The 14,872-nt window shown below is 67.8% G+C and carries 18 protein-coding genes; 17 read left to right on the forward strand and 1 reads right to left on the reverse strand.

What is annotated here, in order from left to right:
• The 13 genes from ACIA5H_RS34840 to ACIA5H_RS34900 all read left to right on the forward strand — a co-directional run.
• Positions 1–716 (forward strand): hypothetical protein (locus ACIA5H_RS34840; protein ID WP_379253389.1); only part of this gene is annotated, 716 nt, incomplete at its 5' end.
• Positions 716–1,540, forward strand: a complete 825-nt coding sequence (locus ACIA5H_RS34845; RefSeq protein WP_379253391.1) for an ESX secretion-associated protein EspG — start codon at positions 716–718, stop codon at positions 1,538–1,540. The genes ACIA5H_RS34840 and ACIA5H_RS34845, both read left to right, overlap by 1 nt.
• A gap of 41 nt (positions 1,541–1,581) precedes the next feature.
• Positions 1,582–3,183, forward strand: coding sequence for a hypothetical protein (locus tag ACIA5H_RS34850; protein WP_379253392.1), 1,602 nt, complete (start codon positions 1,582–1,584; stop codon positions 3,181–3,183).
• Positions 3,180–3,962 (forward strand): ESX secretion-associated protein EspG, encoded by a 783-nt coding sequence (locus tag ACIA5H_RS34855; RefSeq protein ID WP_397080266.1) that lies wholly within the window; start codon positions 3,180–3,182, stop codon positions 3,960–3,962. The genes ACIA5H_RS34850 and ACIA5H_RS34855 overlap by 4 nt, the downstream gene beginning before the upstream one ends.
• Positions 3,955–4,458: a hypothetical protein gene (locus tag ACIA5H_RS34860; protein WP_379253395.1), complete on the forward strand. Its 504-nt coding sequence runs from the start codon at positions 3,955–3,957 to the stop codon at positions 4,456–4,458. The genes ACIA5H_RS34855 and ACIA5H_RS34860 overlap by 8 nt, the downstream gene beginning before the upstream one ends.
• Before the next feature lie 47 nt (positions 4,459–4,505).
• Positions 4,506–4,751 carry a YbaB/EbfC family nucleoid-associated protein gene (locus ACIA5H_RS34865; RefSeq protein ID WP_397080269.1) on the forward strand — a complete coding sequence of 82 codons (246 nt, stop codon included), beginning with the start codon at positions 4,506–4,508 and terminating at the stop codon, positions 4,749–4,751.
• A gap of 152 nt (positions 4,752–4,903) precedes the next feature.
• On the forward strand, positions 4,904–5,224 hold the full coding sequence (locus tag ACIA5H_RS34870; protein ID WP_356967663.1) for a type VII secretion target: 321 nt from the start codon (positions 4,904–4,906) through the stop codon (positions 5,222–5,224).
• A 17-nt stretch (positions 5,225–5,241) separates the two neighbouring features.
• Positions 5,242–6,561 (forward strand): hypothetical protein, encoded by a 1,320-nt coding sequence (locus ACIA5H_RS34875; protein WP_397080271.1) that lies wholly within the window; start codon positions 5,242–5,244, stop codon positions 6,559–6,561.
• A 13-nt stretch (positions 6,562–6,574) separates the two neighbouring features.
• Complete coding sequence (locus tag ACIA5H_RS34880; protein ID WP_397080273.1) at positions 6,575–6,880, forward strand: PE domain-containing protein; 306 nt, start codon at positions 6,575–6,577, stop codon at positions 6,878–6,880.
• Between the two features lie 36 nt (positions 6,881–6,916).
• Positions 6,917–7,921 carry a PPE domain-containing protein gene (locus ACIA5H_RS34885; protein WP_397080275.1) on the forward strand — a complete coding sequence of 335 codons (1,005 nt, stop codon included), beginning with the start codon at positions 6,917–6,919 and terminating at the stop codon, positions 7,919–7,921.
• Complete coding sequence (locus ACIA5H_RS34890) at positions 7,918–8,700, forward strand: ESX secretion-associated protein EspG (RefSeq protein WP_397080277.1); 783 nt, start codon at positions 7,918–7,920, stop codon at positions 8,698–8,700. The genes ACIA5H_RS34885 and ACIA5H_RS34890 overlap by 4 nt, the downstream gene beginning before the upstream one ends.
• Positions 8,701–8,778: 78 nt before the next feature.
• Positions 8,779–9,096 carry a WXG100 family type VII secretion target gene (locus tag ACIA5H_RS34895; protein ID WP_356967654.1) on the forward strand — a complete coding sequence of 106 codons (318 nt, stop codon included), beginning with the start codon at positions 8,779–8,781 and terminating at the stop codon, positions 9,094–9,096.
• 42 nt (positions 9,097–9,138) lie between these two features.
• Positions 9,139–9,432 (forward strand): hypothetical protein, encoded by a 294-nt coding sequence (locus tag ACIA5H_RS34900; RefSeq protein ID WP_379253402.1) that lies wholly within the window; start codon positions 9,139–9,141, stop codon positions 9,430–9,432.
• A gap of 57 nt (positions 9,433–9,489) precedes the next feature.
• Here the strand turns inward: ACIA5H_RS34900 and eccE are convergent, their stop codons facing one another.
• Positions 9,490–11,253: a type VII secretion protein EccE gene (eccE, locus tag ACIA5H_RS34905; protein WP_397080280.1), complete on the reverse strand. Its 1,764-nt coding sequence runs from the start codon at positions 11,251–11,253 to the stop codon at positions 9,490–9,492.
• Between the two features lie 122 nt (positions 11,254–11,375).
• On the opposite strand from eccE, the gene eccB reads away from it, so the two are divergent.
• The 4 genes from eccB to ACIA5H_RS34925 all read left to right on the forward strand — a co-directional run bounded on the left by eccB (position 11,376) and on the right by ACIA5H_RS34925 (position 14,836).
• Positions 11,376–12,782, forward strand: coding sequence for a type VII secretion protein EccB (gene eccB / locus ACIA5H_RS34910; protein ID WP_397080282.1), 1,407 nt, complete (start codon positions 11,376–11,378; stop codon positions 12,780–12,782).
• Between the two features lie 110 nt (positions 12,783–12,892).
• Positions 12,893–13,975, forward strand: coding sequence for a hypothetical protein (locus tag ACIA5H_RS34915; RefSeq protein ID WP_397080284.1), 1,083 nt, complete (start codon positions 12,893–12,895; stop codon positions 13,973–13,975).
• A complete protein-coding gene (locus ACIA5H_RS34920) occupies positions 13,972–14,436 on the forward strand; it encodes a YbaB/EbfC family DNA-binding protein (protein ID WP_397080286.1) in 465 nt (154 codons plus the stop codon). The genes ACIA5H_RS34915 and ACIA5H_RS34920 overlap by 4 nt, the downstream gene beginning before the upstream one ends.
• Complete coding sequence (locus ACIA5H_RS34925) at positions 14,396–14,836, forward strand: YbaB/EbfC family nucleoid-associated protein (protein ID WP_397080288.1); 441 nt, start codon at positions 14,396–14,398, stop codon at positions 14,834–14,836. The genes ACIA5H_RS34920 and ACIA5H_RS34925 overlap by 41 nt, the downstream gene beginning before the upstream one ends.
• Positions 14,837–14,872 lie beyond the last annotated feature (36 nt).

Here is a 14,872-nt window from a genome sequence, read left to right on the forward strand (position 1 = left end):
GGGGAACCGGAGACAACAACAACGGCAACAACAACGGCAGCGGCAACAACAGCGGCGCAGGCAACAACAGCGGCAAATCCAACGCAAACGGAAGCGGTGGCACCGGCGGCGGATCCGGAAGCGGACCCGGCGGCAGCGGCAACGGATCGGGCGCGGGTTCGGGCAGTGGAAACGGCGGGTCCAGTGGAAACGGCGGCCCGAGCGGCGCACCCTCGGGCGATCCCGGCCAAGGTACCGGTCCGAGCGGTGCCCCCGGGACCGGCTCCAGCGGCGCTCTCTCCGCCTCCGAGATGCTCAGTATGTTCTCGGAAGTGTTGCAGCTCATCACTTCCGGCATCACGACTCTCGCGCAACTCGGTAATCAACTTGCCGCCCAACTCGGCCCGGGATTGCAAGCGCTGACCAAAGCCGTCGAGGACGGCACCCTGACGGTGAAGCAGGCATTGGCCGAGGCTGCCGAGCGGATCGGCGAGGATATAGCTGAGGTCGAGGAGCTACTCCTCCCACCGGGTGCGACCGGGCCGGTGGACTCGCGGGCGCTGTTGCCCAGCCCGAACGAGGCGCTCGAACTACTTCAGCTGGGGGTACCAGGACGTGCGGCGGGCAATCAGCCCGCGGTATTCCAGGATTTCACGACGGCGAGGTCGACTGATGACGTCGTCGGCGCGCCCGGATCGGCGGGCGTCCCGGGTATCACGGCGGAGGGTGGCAACTGATGGCACGGACCTGGCGGCTCACCGGCCTCGAATACCTGGTGCTGCGTGAGCGATTGGTAGGACGCCGCACGAGCTGGCCGTTCGCCTACGTCGCCGACGTGAAGGGACATTTCGACTTCCAATTCGTCAAGGCTCGGGTCTGGGGTGAGCTGCAGGCCGCGTGGGACCCGGCGCTGGCCGAGGCGATGGTGAAGTCGATGCAGGCCGATGTGCGGATCGCGGTGCTCGCCAATGATGAGAGCGCTCCCCATGATCTGGCCCGGCAGTGGACGATGGCGGGCAAGCTGTTCGGCGACCGAGCGATCCTGGTCGAGGGATTCCGCGTGCGGTCGCCCTATAGTCACGACGAACTGGTGATCACCGAGTGCGATGCGTTGGAGCTCGCACGAGTGATCGTGGACAAGCTTCCCCCGATGGTGGCGGGCGGCCAGTCGCCGATCGAATTGCTGAGCTCGACGGCCGAGCCCGTGTTCGATCACTGGCACGGTCGCAGTTCGCTGTTCGACGAAGGCGACCGCGATGTCGACACCCGGAGCCGAGGTTGGCAGGCCGCGCCGAAATCCACGGTCGGACGGATCGAGATCACACACGGTCACTCGAATTTCGGCCCGAGCGGGCAGGTGACCAAGTGGATCTTCTGGGAAGACCATCCCGGCGATGGCCGCTACATCGTCGATGCCGGGCCGCCGGTGGCCGCGGTCGCGACCGATGCCGAGCGGCTGGTGCGGCTCATCGAACGGGAATGCGGTGAACTGCAGCGCGTCCGGGGAGACGAGTCGCGCGGTGGAATCTCGCGACTCAGCGTCTACGACGACGGCCGTTGAGACGACCGATCCGAACCGATTGCGCTGATAGGAGTTGCGACATGGCACTTGATTCCGATGTCTCGGACAACACCAAATGGGCGAGCTTGGGCGGCGCGGAGCTTCTGCTCGAGGCGGGGACGGCGCAGAAGTGCGCGCAGCACGTCGAGGACATGCTGAATGTCGTTGTCGGCGTGCACAGCTGGGTGCAGGGCAACTATGAACGCGCGAGTCCGGTGTTCGCCGCGTGCGCCTCGGGGGTGCAGATGTGGGCCCTGTTCAACTCCAAGATCGCCACCGAGTTGCTGGAACGCATGGATCGGCATCGCAACATCCTCACCAATATGGGCAACACGTTTCTCGCCGCGGGCAAGAAATACGCCCGCACCGAGCACAACTCGGCCGTGAGCTTCGAGGGGATCTCCTTCGACAACCCGCCGGGCACGCCACCCAGCGGAGCGCCCAAATCGGTGCAGATTCCCCGGCATTCGAACAAGCCGGATACCACGACGCTCTACGACCCGGCCTTGTTCTGGCCCGAGGCGGGCTCGCAGCTGGATTGGTCGATTTTGTACAACGTCGGCCAGTCGATCAATGCGCAGGCGGTCGCCGACGCGGGTGGTGTGTGGTACTGGCTGTCCAAGGGGTTGGACCGTGGTTTCGACACCCTGCGGACCGCCATCGCCGGTGCGTCGGATCAATGGACCGGCGCGGGTGCGGACGCGGCGATTCTGGCGACCACGCAGTACGTATTCGCCTCCGAGCAGCTCACGACGGATATGAATCTGTTGGGTGACTCGCTGGTGTTCAGCTCGGGCTGGCTGCAGCGGACGAAGAACGGCATGCCGCAGACCCCCGAACCACCGCCCTCGACGACCAGGACGCAGAACGACGCGGACCTGCTCCGGTTCCAAGAGCATTTCCAGACGCATTACACCGAGAACTACACGCATTTGACGACCCATATCGTGGCGCTACCGCAGCCGAACGAGGTGGTGACGCCGAGCCTGGACGTCGGCGGGACCGCGCCGATCGAGGCGCTCGACACGCCCGGTGCAGACGGGTCCGGCGGTGATTCCGGCGACGAGCCGCCGACCGGCCCTGACGACAACGGCGGTGACGCGACGCCCGTCGGCGACAATCCGACGGGCGGTGGCAACCCGCCCGTCGACGGCGGCGATCCCTCCTCCGGGCTCCCGAATCCCCAAACCGAAACGGGACCGAACACCTCGAACCTGCCGGAAGGGCTGAAGGACAAACCATTCGAGACGTTGAGCAACCTGCCCGACGACCTGACCTCGAAAGAATCGGGCAGCACCCCGTGGCTGATGAATTCCGCCCTCCTGCCGCCAGGAAACGTCCCGTTCGTCGGCAAGGGCGGTGGCGGCGGAGGTGGGACCGGTCGCGTATTCGCCCTGGAACAGCTGAAAAACCAGGAGGCCAAGCTGTTCCCCCGCCTCACCGCCGTTCCGGACGAGAAGTTGACCGGACGGGCCGGACCCGCTGGTGGGCGCGAACCGGGTGTCCCGTTCGGCGGTCACCCCGGCCGCCCGAATGGCGAGGAGAAGGAGAAGAAGCGGTCCGAGCTGCTGGATTCGACCGAGCATCTCGACGAGGCGCTCGGGCAGCCGGGGCTCGCGATCAGACCGGTGCTCGATCGGTGAGCCGCACCTGGCAGCTCACTGATACGGAACTGATCGCCCTGTGGGACAAGCTGTTCCAGGACCGGCTACCGTTGCCGCTGTTCGCGCTGAATCGTGGCGACAACACGCGGGACTGGGCGCGACTGGCGGCGGCGGCGCTGGCCGGGCTGGACGAGACGGCTGACGGCGCCCTGCACGACGCCCTCACCCGCGTCGCCCACGCCGATATTCGGGTCACAGCGGTGGCGTTCGACCCGCGCGATTGCGGCGACCCCGCAGGGGAGCTTCGTCTGGTCGGAGCCCGGCAGGGCGACGTGGCGGTCCTGATTCGCCAGCTGCCCGGCGAAACGCGTTGGCACAGTGGCGGTTATGTGATCACCAGCGGCGATGCCGATCGGCTCGCCGGTGCGGTGGTCGGCGCGCTCCCCGCTCGGGCGGCCGGGCGCGGGCCGGATACTCCGTTGATCACCAGCCCGGCGAGCGCGGAGGCCGACCACCACTACGGCCGGTCTCCGGTCTACGACAACTATGCGGCCGATCACGCCAGCGCGGCGTGGCTGCGACGGCCCGCGGAGCGGCTCGGAGTGATCGAAACCCGTATGGGTAGTTCGATCTTCGGGCCGCGCGGCATCACGCCCTACCGCATCGAATGGCGAGATCTGGTCGACGACGGCCGCTACGCCGTCGCCGAGACGGCAGGACCGGTCGCGACAGCGGTCGATCGGACGGCGCTGGCGTCCATGATCGCCGCCGATATCGCGACCGTGTCACAGACCATGGAGGACGAGCGACGTGTCTGAACAACCCCCGAGAATCGACGCCGAGTGGTCCGCGGACTCGATGTTCGGCGCGACGATCCATGAGAGCCCGGTTTTCGACGGAGCCGAGGCCGGGCGAGACCCGGAGACGACGCTCGATCGGGACGCGCCGGAACTGGAAGCACCGAAATCTGATTTCACGCCCTATTCGACCGGCGAGGCCGCATTGCGCGGTGGCGACATCATGGTGAGCGCGACTGATTCGGCTGTGCCGCTGGCGGTTCGGCTCACCGCCGACCAACTCCGGCGCGACCCGGATGATCTCGGTGACGACATTCTGCGGTTGTGCAAGCTCGCGGCCAACCGGGCCGGCTTGCTCCGGCGTGCGTACCTGGCCGAGATCGGTGTCCCGGAATCGGCGCTGGACCTGCTCGAACTGCCGTCCCAGGACGCGGTCGAACACTACGAGCTCGCAGCGGAATCGGAGCACGGGTACGAGCCGCACAGCTGGCTCGACCGGGATGGAGATTCGTGGTGACAGATTTCGCTGCCCTCGAGGCGGGTGCTCGCGCACGACTGGATCGGATGCGACGGCTCGCCGCGGATCTCGCCGCGATCCGGGTCGACCACACCGATGCCGACGAGGCCATCACCGTGTCGGTCGACGGGGTGGGCCGACTGCTCGATGTCCGTCTGACACAGGCGATTGCGATGCTGTCGCCGTCCGAGTTCGAAAGGGTGCTCGTTGCCACCGCCGCTGCGGCGGTGCGGCGGGCTTTGGGAACGCGCGGACAACTGATCGATGAATTCAACGGTCAAGTGAACAGCTAGCGCTGCCCTGCCCGGAGGGCCGAGTCAACGGGCAGGTGAACAGCGGGGGTCGCCGCTCGCGCACCGCTTGCGGACACCGCGGCCCGAATTAGATTTCTGACGCGAGCCGTCTAGGTATCGAGATCACAGAACCAGCCCAGGAGGGTACCGCGATGAACGTCCTCAATGTGCAGCCGCAGACATTCCGCCGATACGGCGAGATTTCGGACGGGATGGCGGCGACGGTCGCCGTCGCGGGGGCCGTCGACCAGGCCGCTGTCATAGCGGCCATCGCTCCGACCTTCGGGTTGATCGGTCACGAATTCCTGACGAGTTTCGCCTACGCTCAGGCCAACCACTTCGCCGCACTGACCAAGCTCGTCGAAATCCTCACCACCACCGCCGATACCGCGCGGGTGGCCGCGGCGTCCTATGAACTGACCGAGCAGCACAGCGTCGCTTCGTTCGGTACGCTGACGGGCGCCGAACAGTGACTCCCGCGCAACCCTCTGTGGCGCCGCTACATCCGACCGTTCTCGACGCGCTCCGAAATACGCCGGCTGCTCCGATTCTCGATCAGCCGACCCAGCAGTTGCTGGCCGGCATCGGCTTGCCGCAGTTTCCCGCTCTTCCGCCGCTGCCGGGTCTGCCGGTCCTCCCGCCGCTCGACCCGGCGGCACTGTTCAAACCGGTAACCGACCTGATCAGCGGCTACGGCAACGGCAATCTGGGCGCGGGGGAGTTCAATCCGCAAACGTTGATGCGGAATGTCGTCGACGCGGTGCGCACCGCGATGCAGCTGGCCTCCACGGGCATTCAGCTGCTGCAGTCGATGGAGAGCTCAGGGGCAACGGCGGCGACGGCGGCGGCGGTCGACACCGTGGCGACGTCCGCATCGATCTCCGAGCAGGCCGCGCGGATCAACCTGACCACCGGTGGCGCCGCGGGCACCGTCGCTACCGGATATGCGCAAATGGCGGCGGTAGCGACGCGTTTCGCACTCACCACCGCAGCGCTCGGGCCCACGCTGGTGACGCCGCCCGGCCAGGCGGCGCTGCTGGCCACCGCCATCGAGGCGGGCACCGAGGCGACGGCGATCACCGCCCAGACCAAGGCGCAGTTGCTGGCGCAGTCGGCGGAGATGACCGAGGCGGGCAAGCCGGTGCCGACTCGCAGCCCGAAACGTGCGGACCTCGGCAAAGTCCAGCGTTCGCTCACCCAGACGGTTTCGGCGGCCGGTCCCTCGGCGCCGGATGTGTCGGCGGTCGGTTCGCGGTCCTCCTCGGGATCGGCGTTCGCCACCGCCGGGGTCGCGCCCTCCTCGCCGAACCAGCCCACCGTGACGCAGTTGCTGTCGCAATTGCAGCAGGTGGTGACGCCGTTGATCTCGGTCGCGCAGACCGTCGGCAAAGAGGTCACCGCGCAGTTCCCGGCCAAGCCTGGCGCCGACCCCGCGGCGCCGGCTCCGACGCGCTCCGCTGCGGCAGCCGTGCCGGTCGGGTCGACGAGCGGGGGAGCGGCGGTCGCCCCGGCGGCGGCTCCGCTGGGCGTGTGGCAAACCGAAGGCGTCATCGCGGCGACCGCGAGCCCGATCGGCACGCCGCTGATTTCGGCGTCGGCCTCCACGTACTCGCATGAAGTACTACCGCCTTTCGCACCCGGTGCCAGCTCGATCGGCGACGACCGGGCCCGCCCGGCGGGCGGCCGCCAGGAGTCGCCTGTCGATGCCCGCTATGGCGACGAACTGGTGGGAGGCCGCCTGCCCGAGGCCGCAGCACCCATCATCGGCGTGGAAACGACCGCCGACCCGGATACGCCATTCAGCCTGTAAGAGGAGAACGTTGATGAGCAACATCGCGATAGATCACCAACTCGCCAGGATGGCGGCCGGTCGGCTGGACATGCTGGCCGATGACCTGGAGGGCGGGCTACTTCAGCACAGTGACGCGCTGCGTCCGGTGCCGGCCGCCGCCGACCCGGTGTCGCGGCACACCGCGCAGGTGCTACGACAAGTCAGCGCTTCGTTCGAGCAGTCCTGCCTGGGGGGCGTCGGCGAACTGCGCAAGATCGCCGCGAACCTGCGTTCCCACGCCGACCTCGTCGGGGATTCCGATGACGACGCCGTGCAGTCGTTCCAGCGCCTGGCGTAGCACCGCGCGCCGACCACCGAGACGAGGAGTGACGCGATGGTCGAACTTCCGCACGCCGGTTTCACCGGCACGATGTGGGACGCCGTACCGGCCGAGCAGCTGGCACGCGAGCTGACGACCGGTCCCGGCGTCGTGCCGATGGCCGAGGCGGGGCTTGCCTACGCAGCGCTCGCACTGCACCTGGGTGAGGCCGGTGCCGAGTATCGCGCCATTCTCGCCATTGTCGGGAACGCGTGGGGATCGGATTCCAGCGCGGAGGGCATCGCCCGGTTGGCGCAGCTGGCCGACTGGTTCGACGATCTCACCACCGCCGCCGAGCACAATGCTGCCACGGCCGCCGAGCAGGCCGCGGCCTACGAGATCGCTCAGCTCACGATGCCGCACGTGGACGAGGTGGCGGCAGCGGTGCGGATGGCCGAGGAGACGGTCAGCGGCACGCTGCTCGGCGCACCGCTTGCCGGACTGTTCGACACTGCCGAGCATCAGGTCGATGCCTTGCGCGACCACGCCGCCCAGGTGATGCGCACCTACGAGGCGGGCAGTGCGAAGCTGTCCGCAGCGTGGGAGCAGGAGACGGCCCCCATCGTCTCCGCGGGAGCCGCCCTACTCGCCGAGCAGGCGCCGAAGCCGGTCGGCGACGGGTCATCGGGGCCGCCGCCCGACGCGCAGGCCGTTTCTTCTCCCGCACTGCGGGGTTCGCCAGTCGTCGACCTGTCGGCATTGACTCTCGCTCCGACTCCGACCCTGACAGTCGGCGGTGAGTCGCTGGTGATCACGCCGATCCCGCAACCCGTCTCGCCGATCGTGGCGGCAACGGCCGGCGCTCCTGTCGTGACAACGGCCTCGCAGGTATCGCCACCGTCGATGCTCGCGCCGCCCACGAATCCGCCGGGTCCGGTGTCGCCGCAAGCCGGTCAGCGGGCGGTGGCAGCCGAGGCCGGAGCTCTCGGCGAGCAGATCGTCGTCCAGGCCGGGATCGCCACCGCACCACCGGTTCTGGGCAGCGTAGCGCAGTCTCGTACCGCCGGGGCGTCGCAATGATGACCCTGACCGTCGATGCCGCCCTCGTCGTCGCCGAAACTCTCGGCGCGCAGATCCTTCCGGTGGTTCTCGCCCTTCGCACACAACACAGCGAGTACGCCGACTTCCTTGCCGCCCGCGTCGCCGCTGTCGCGGAGTTGCGTGCGCGCGGCGTGCTCGACGAGGACGGGAACGTCCTCGACGACGAGCTGACCACGGCGATATCCGCCCTGGCCCGTCCGGAAAGGCAACTGGCCCTACGGATCCGGCGCGCCGACGTGCATCGAATCTGTTTGGCCCGGCGCGGCCTTGACCACGCGGTGGCGGTGCGAGTGGGCGACGAAATCCAGATCGGCACCGTGTGGGGTGACGAGGATCCGGTCGTGCTGGCCCGGCCGCTGCTGGCCGCACTCGGCGCCCGCCCACCCGCGGACATCCCGGTGCTCACCGCCCCCACCGCCGAACTGCGTCGACGGCTCGACGACACGGGAACCACCGAGGCCAGCGCCGCCTACCAGCTCGGCATGTCCGAATCGGACGCGCTGGCCCTGGGGCTGGCACTGCGCCAGTGTATTTCGGTCGCCGAGTTGGTGTGCTACTCCCACCGTGACGGCAGCGCGGAGCGATCGCCCGCCGCCGTCGCCGTGTACGACACCGCGGCCGGCCGGATCATCGGCGGCGGCAGCATGGCCCCTGACGGGCAACCGTGGACGACCTTGGCCCCCGGCAGTGATCGCCGGTTGGCCCATGTCGTGGGTGCGCAGATCGAAGCGCTGCCCGAGGGCCGCTGGATGCCGTAATCGGTACGCGCATCCACTCATCGTCCGGAGTCACTTCTCCGGAATTTTCAACACATCATCATCCGAAAGGAAATGTCAATGGCCGGCGCAGATGCCCTCCACCTTGATTTCGCCATATTTCAGAAGTATGCGAACGCGTACGCCGACGTGATCCCGCCCATCGACAAGAGCGTCGACAACCTCGAGGCCACAGTGATCGCCGCGAAGAAGGATTGGGAAGGTGAAGCCAATGTCGCGTTCACCAAATTCGCCGACGAACTGCAGGCGAGGATCCGCAAAGTGAATGTCGATCTGGGCCAGGTCTCGGAGGCGTTGCGTACCGGTGAAACGAAGGTCGCGGCAACCGAAAACGAGAGCATGGGCGGATTCACCACGCTGAACACGAATTACCTCTGACCGGAACCGACCGAAACCACTTCTGAGAACGGAACCAACACAATGTTGTACAACCCGCCGGGCGTGATCCAGCTGATCACCGATATGGACAACTACCACGCGGCCATCACCACGGAGCGGGAAAACGCGGAGAACGCGGCGACCTCGCTGGTGCGGGAGGGCTGGCAGAGCGGCGAAGGCGGCGCCGCCGGCTCGTTCCTGGCCAAGCACAAGACCCTGATCGCCGACCTGGACGAGCTGCTCGTACTGCTGAAGAAGGGACGTGACAACGTGCAGGCCGCGCTGGATAAGGCCCGGGCGACCGATCAGCACGTCGCGGACGACTTCGTCTGGTAGATCCGGCACCGAGGAGTCCCCGGGGGCCCGCCGCCAACTGGCCGCGGGCCCCCGTTTTCATGCGGAACGCAGGGTCGGCTCTGATCGCGGCCCGACCTCGGTTTCGGCGGCGGTTCCAGCGCCCTCGAGGTACTCGACTTCCTCCCGGATCGAGACCACCTGGACGGTCAGTTCCTGGCCCGCGCTGCGAATGTGCACCCGCCCGGGCACGTCCGCCGATTCGATCAGCGCGACATCGGCGCCGAGCAGAACCGCCGCTGACTCCCGCGGCGAACGGACATGCACGGCCGTCGCTTCCGACACCTGTCCGGCCGAGGCGACACCGTCGAAAACGATCATCGTCGCCGTGGCTGTGTATCGCGCGCTACCGGAGGCGGGCAACGACAGCGCGGCAGGCGCGCCGACCGCCGCGACCAGGCATTCCCATTCACGGGGGCGAACGCTGTGCACGATCACCCGCGCACCCACCGCGATGGCGCGCAGCACCATCAGTTGGGTCAGCCGCAGCGACCCGACGATTTCCACCCGCCGGACCGCGGGCCCGAACAGTGGCACCGCGACACCGAGCCCGTCATCGGTAGCGCCGATCACCTGACCACACCCTGCGGCCTGCACCGTGAATCGCGACATCGCCGCTGGTACCCCGCGTAGCGCGGCGGACGGCTCGAGGTTCCCGCCGTCGAGCAGGACCTGGCGCTGCAGTCCGCGCAACGGACGCAACCCGAGTTCGGCGGGCGGTTCCTCGGCGTCGTGATGACCGACGCCGACCAGGTCGCGCCGCACGACCGCGCTCAGCGCGACCATGGCGCCGCGCCGGCCCGGCGAGTTCGATTCGACGGCCGGTGTCATGCGCAAGCGGGTCAGCACCGACTTGCCGGGCAGTGTCCACACCGCCGCCAGCATCTCCGGTTCGAGCCGGTGCGGCCGGACTGCGTAACCGGCCAATTCGATGCCGCCGCTGCGCAAGACGCGCCAATCCTCAGCCCACTGCTGTGGGTCGTTGTCGTGCAGGACCGCGGCCTCCGCGGCCGCCAGTTCGTCGGCGGTGAGGATCGATACCCCGACGCCGCTGGCGGCGATGCGACCCGCGACCCGGCGCGTCGCGACCAGGGCGGTGCGGATCACGCCTTCCTGTGCGTTGCCCCGGTTGTCGATCGCGCCGACGTTGTCGAGCGGGTCGAAACGCAGGACCAGCCAGACGTTCTGGGTAGCGGCGGCAGGCAGTGGCCCGAGCAGCTTTTCGTAGACCCGGACGACGTTGTGCGGGCCCTGGGTGCGGACACCGAGCGTGACAACGTCGACGGCGGCCAGCCGAATATCGAACTGGGACAGGCACCGCGCCACATCGGCGAGTGAGATGGCCGCGCCCGCCTCGATCCGAGCCGATCCGAGCAGGGTCGGCCGCACCACGGTGTCGCCGAGCCCGACCATGGTGATCAGGTGGCTGCCGTCCCAGCGCATGCCACAGCGGGCGCCACCGGAGTCCGGGATATCGACATCGAACGACTCGGGGCGTGGTTCATTACCACTACCGCGCCGGTTGCGCCACCAGAGCGAGCCGCGCATTCCCAGAATTCGCCAAACATTGGTTTTCCAAACTCGGACGCCACCGAGCAACGCAATTGTGATCCCGATGACGAGCGCCACTCGAATATCTGCGCAGAGGGCGATGGCTATGGTGGCGGCCGTTGTTCCCGCAGCCGCTGAAGGCAGCACGATGGACAATGGAATCCGCGTGAACAGTTCGCTCGGACCCGAAGTCGGCGATGGCACAACAGGTGATTCCCCGGTATCTTCCGGCGGCATTATCTCGCTATTCATTCAGAACATCTCCATTCGGCGCTCGCCTGTGTGGTGCGGTAGCCTCTCATATGTCGTACGAGTGTGCACATTCAGGCACACGGTGTTCATGCGCACGTGTTCGTGCGCACGGAGGAGTTGAAATGCCGGCACAGTTGACGACCCGGGCGCAGGTCAATGGATACAGATTTCTGTTGCAGCGTTTCGAGCACGCGCTGGTTCGCCGCGATGTGCGAATGCTGCACGATCCCATGCGCATCCAATTCCGTTCGTTGCTGACGGGTTTGGTGCTGGCAGTGCTGGTGACGGCCGGCTGCGGCGTCCTGGCGTTCCTGCGGCCGCAGGGGCAACTCGGCGATGCCAAGATCATCATGGCCGGCGACAGCGGTGCCCTCTACGTCATGGTGGACAAGACCATGCACCCGGTGCTGAATCTGGCGTCGGCCAGGCTGATCACCGGCACCAGTGAATCACCGACGTCGGTGCAGGATTCCAAGCTGGCCTCGGTACCGCGCGGACCGATGCTCGGCATCCCCGGCGCACCCGCGTCGCTGCCGGGGGCGGTCGATCGCGATCGCTCCGAGTGGACGCTGTGCGAAGACGCGACCGACGGTCTGCGCAGTACGGTTCTCGACGGCGTGCCACAGCTCGGCCCGCAGATCCGGCCCGCCTCACCGGATGAGGCGGTGCTCGCGACCTATGACGGCGCCACCTACCTGATCTACGACGGCAAGCACGCACGCATCGATATGAGCAGTGATGCGGTCGTGGCTACCTTGCAGATTCGCGACATGCGGCCGCGGCCGATCGGTGCCGGACTGCTCAACGCGACCGTCGCCGCCCCCGAACTCCTCGCTCCGGCGATACCCGACGCGGGTGCGCCCAGCGCCGTGCGCGTCGCCAATGTCGTTGTGGGGTCGGTGATCCGGGTCCAAGGCCTCAACGGCGCGCAGCCGTATGTGGTGCTCGCCGACGGGGTGCAGAAGATTTCGGAGTTCACCGCGCAGGTACTGCGCACGTCGAACTCGATGGGGCATACCGTCATTCCGCTGCTGTCCCCGGACGCGATCGGCGGTCTGCCGGTGCTGAACACCCTGCCGATCGGGCAGTTCCCGGTCGGCGTCCCGTCCATCGTCGCCATGGATACCGATCCGGTGGCCTGCGCGAGCTGGGCGCGTAGCGCGAGCGACCAAGCCGCCACCCTGCGCTTGCTCGTCGGCCGGCAACTGCCGCTGGCGTCCGGCCGGACACCGGTGCGTCTCGTCGGGGGCGAGGCTGCCCACACGGCCTATATACCCGCTGCCAGCGGCGAATTCGTGCAGGCCACCGGTATCGAGCTGGACAGCACCCGGCGCGATGGCCTGTTCTATGTCACCGACACCGGCGTTCGATTCGGTATTCCGGACGCCGCGACGGCAGTCGTGCTCGGACAGACCGCCGAGCCGAAGCTGGTGCCGTGGCAGATCATCAGCCAACTGCCCGCCGGGCCGATGCTGGATCGCCGATCCGCCCTCATCGCCAGGGATGTCGTCCGCACCGGCGGGGCGTAGCCGGTGTCCGCGGGTGACGAGAAGGTGAACGGCTGTGGCGACCAGATCATGCCCGGTCGCCGCCCGTGCGTGGGCTGGGTACTTTCCCGGCAGTCGAGCGCGAAGGGAACTTGCTGATGCCGCGGATTGTGGGCAGGCGAAGCGATGGCGGCGTGGTTGTGGCTGCCGGCGGGGTGTGTGTCATCGTCGGATCCGACACCCTCGACGCCGCCGGGCACTGTGCGACACCGCCGGAGCAACTGCGGGTGATGTTGGTCAGCGCCACGGCCGACGACGGCGATTGCACCGTTACCGACGAGCCGATGCCCGCCGGTCTGCTGTCGGCGGCGCAGCTCGCGACGATCCTGGCCTGGGAGGTCGGGTTCGTCGAGGGCGAACCAGGCGACAGTGAGCGGCCCGGACTGAGCAGTGCCGAAACCGAGCTCTACCTACGCTATCGACCTGACACCGGGGACGACTATCCGAACAGGCCGGCCGTGGCGGAGGTCGACCGCCCGTTCTTCTCGCTCGAACCCGTCATCGTGCCCGCACCGGTCGGGCCGACCGATGCGCCCGAGTTCGCCGACTATGCGTCCGCGGCGCTGGTTCAGCTCTGCGCATCGATGGCCCATGTCGACGATCTGTCCGCTGCCGAGGTCGTCGGCGCGGCAGCCGAAGACCTGATCGACCGCGTCAGCTATGCCCAGACGGTCGAGGAGTTCTATCCGGCGCTGGCGCAGGCCGTTTCGACGCAGACGGTGCCCGATCCCGCCGTCGAGGCGGCCGACGGCGTCGACCGCGACGAGATCCTGGGCTTCTTCGCCCGCCTGCTGGCGGAGCTGGATCGGCGGCGGCCCTGGCCCGGCCCGGTCACGGTCGCGGTCGACCCGCGCACCTGGCCGACGCCGGGGTCGAGCAGGCTCATCGGCTGGCTGGATATCGGCATCTCCGCCCTGGAGTGGGCGGTGAAGGCGGGCTTTGCGGCGGTTCCCGACGACGATCAGGCGGTGCTGGTCTTGCGTTTACGGAGCGGCCAGCTGATCGCGCTGGTGGGGGAGCAGGACCCGGACCCGGCGAGGTTCATGGTGCTGCTGCCCGATCTCGACGGCCAGCAAGACCCCGTGGCGGTGATCGCGTATCTATCGCGATACGCCGGACTGCGGGTCGAATTCGATGAACGGGCGGCAGCGATGGCAGAGGTGGCGGCACAGTGATACGACCGGAGAACGCGAGCACGGCGGCCGATGCCGCTGAACTGATCGATGCGGTGGGCCGGGCGCTGAGCCAGATGCGCAGTCTGCGCGGTGCGCGCGACGCGCTGACCGCGTCCGCCACCGTGGAACACGGCCGAATCACCGTCGTGGTCAATGCTTCGGGCTCGATCATCGAGACGTACTACGCCGACGACATCAACACCCTCAGCTATGGCCAAATCGCCCGCGCGACAGTGCAGGCGGCGCAGGCGGCGGCCGCGAAGGTGGCCGCCGAGCAGGAAACGCTCCTGGCCCGGGCGGCCGAGTTGCGGTCGCGAATGCCCAAGCCAGAGGATCTGTTCGAAGGGCTGGCAGCGCTGCGGGCGCAACTGCCGAAGCACATCCCCGCACCGCTTACTTCGCCGTCGCAAAACACGCTGAATGACTGTCGAAACGATAATCATCGGATTCTCGACCGATGACGCCGACCGCCGAATTGTGAGCGCGACAGAAGGACCCGACACGATGGATGATGATTTCAACGCTGCCGTCGAGGAATTTCAGGCCAGGATGGCCGAAATCGCCGATCTGCAAGCCGAACGTGCGCTACTTGCCGGCGTCGCCACCACTGCGCGACGGCGGGTGCGCGTCACCGTGAATGCCGACGGGATCGCCACCGACATAAAGTTTTCCGGCGCGATCGGCGAATTGACCCCGGCGGAGCTCGCGGACGCGGTCACCGCGGCGTCGCGGGCGGCGGTGCTCGAGGTCGCGCGCAAAGCCAAGGAACTGATGGCACCGCTCGACATCGATCAGGCCGAGGCGCCCGAACCGGACGATCTGTTCGCCACAATCAACTCACTGCGCGATCACCTGGGCTGACGCCGACCGCAGTGGACCGGCACCGCGCCGATTGGC

The sequence above is a fragment of the Nocardia sp. NPDC051900 genome (assembly GCF_044452545.1).
Lineage (GTDB): Bacteria > Actinomycetota > Actinomycetes > Mycobacteriales > Mycobacteriaceae > Nocardia > Nocardia sichangensis.

Coding starts and splice junctions, on each gene's coding strand:
- ACIA5H_RS34850 (WP_379253392.1), top strand. CDS start 1,582: ATGGCACTTGATTCCGATGTCTCGGACAACACCAAATGGGCGAGCTTG.
- ACIA5H_RS34890 (WP_397080277.1), top strand. CDS start 7,918: ATGATGACCCTGACCGTCGATGCCGCCCTCGTCGTCGCCGAAACTCTC.
- eccE (WP_397080280.1), bottom strand. CDS start 11,253: ATGAATAGCGAGATAATGCCGCCGGAAGATACCGGGGAATCACCTGTT.
- ACIA5H_RS34845 (WP_379253391.1), top strand. CDS start 716: ATGGCACGGACCTGGCGGCTCACCGGCCTCGAATACCTGGTGCTGCGT.
- ACIA5H_RS34900 (WP_379253402.1), top strand. CDS start 9,139: ATGTTGTACAACCCGCCGGGCGTGATCCAGCTGATCACCGATATGGAC.
- ACIA5H_RS34865 (WP_397080269.1), top strand. CDS start 4,506: ATGCGACGGCTCGCCGCGGATCTCGCCGCGATCCGGGTCGACCACACC.
- ACIA5H_RS34885 (WP_397080275.1), top strand. CDS start 6,917: ATGGTCGAACTTCCGCACGCCGGTTTCACCGGCACGATGTGGGACGCC.
- ACIA5H_RS34870 (WP_356967663.1), top strand. CDS start 4,904: ATGAACGTCCTCAATGTGCAGCCGCAGACATTCCGCCGATACGGCGAG.
- ACIA5H_RS34880 (WP_397080273.1), top strand. CDS start 6,575: ATGAGCAACATCGCGATAGATCACCAACTCGCCAGGATGGCGGCCGGT.
- eccB (WP_397080282.1), top strand. CDS start 11,376: ATGCCGGCACAGTTGACGACCCGGGCGCAGGTCAATGGATACAGATTT.
- ACIA5H_RS34925 (WP_397080288.1), top strand. CDS start 14,396: ATGACTGTCGAAACGATAATCATCGGATTCTCGACCGATGACGCCGAC.
- ACIA5H_RS34895 (WP_356967654.1), top strand. CDS start 8,779: ATGGCCGGCGCAGATGCCCTCCACCTTGATTTCGCCATATTTCAGAAG.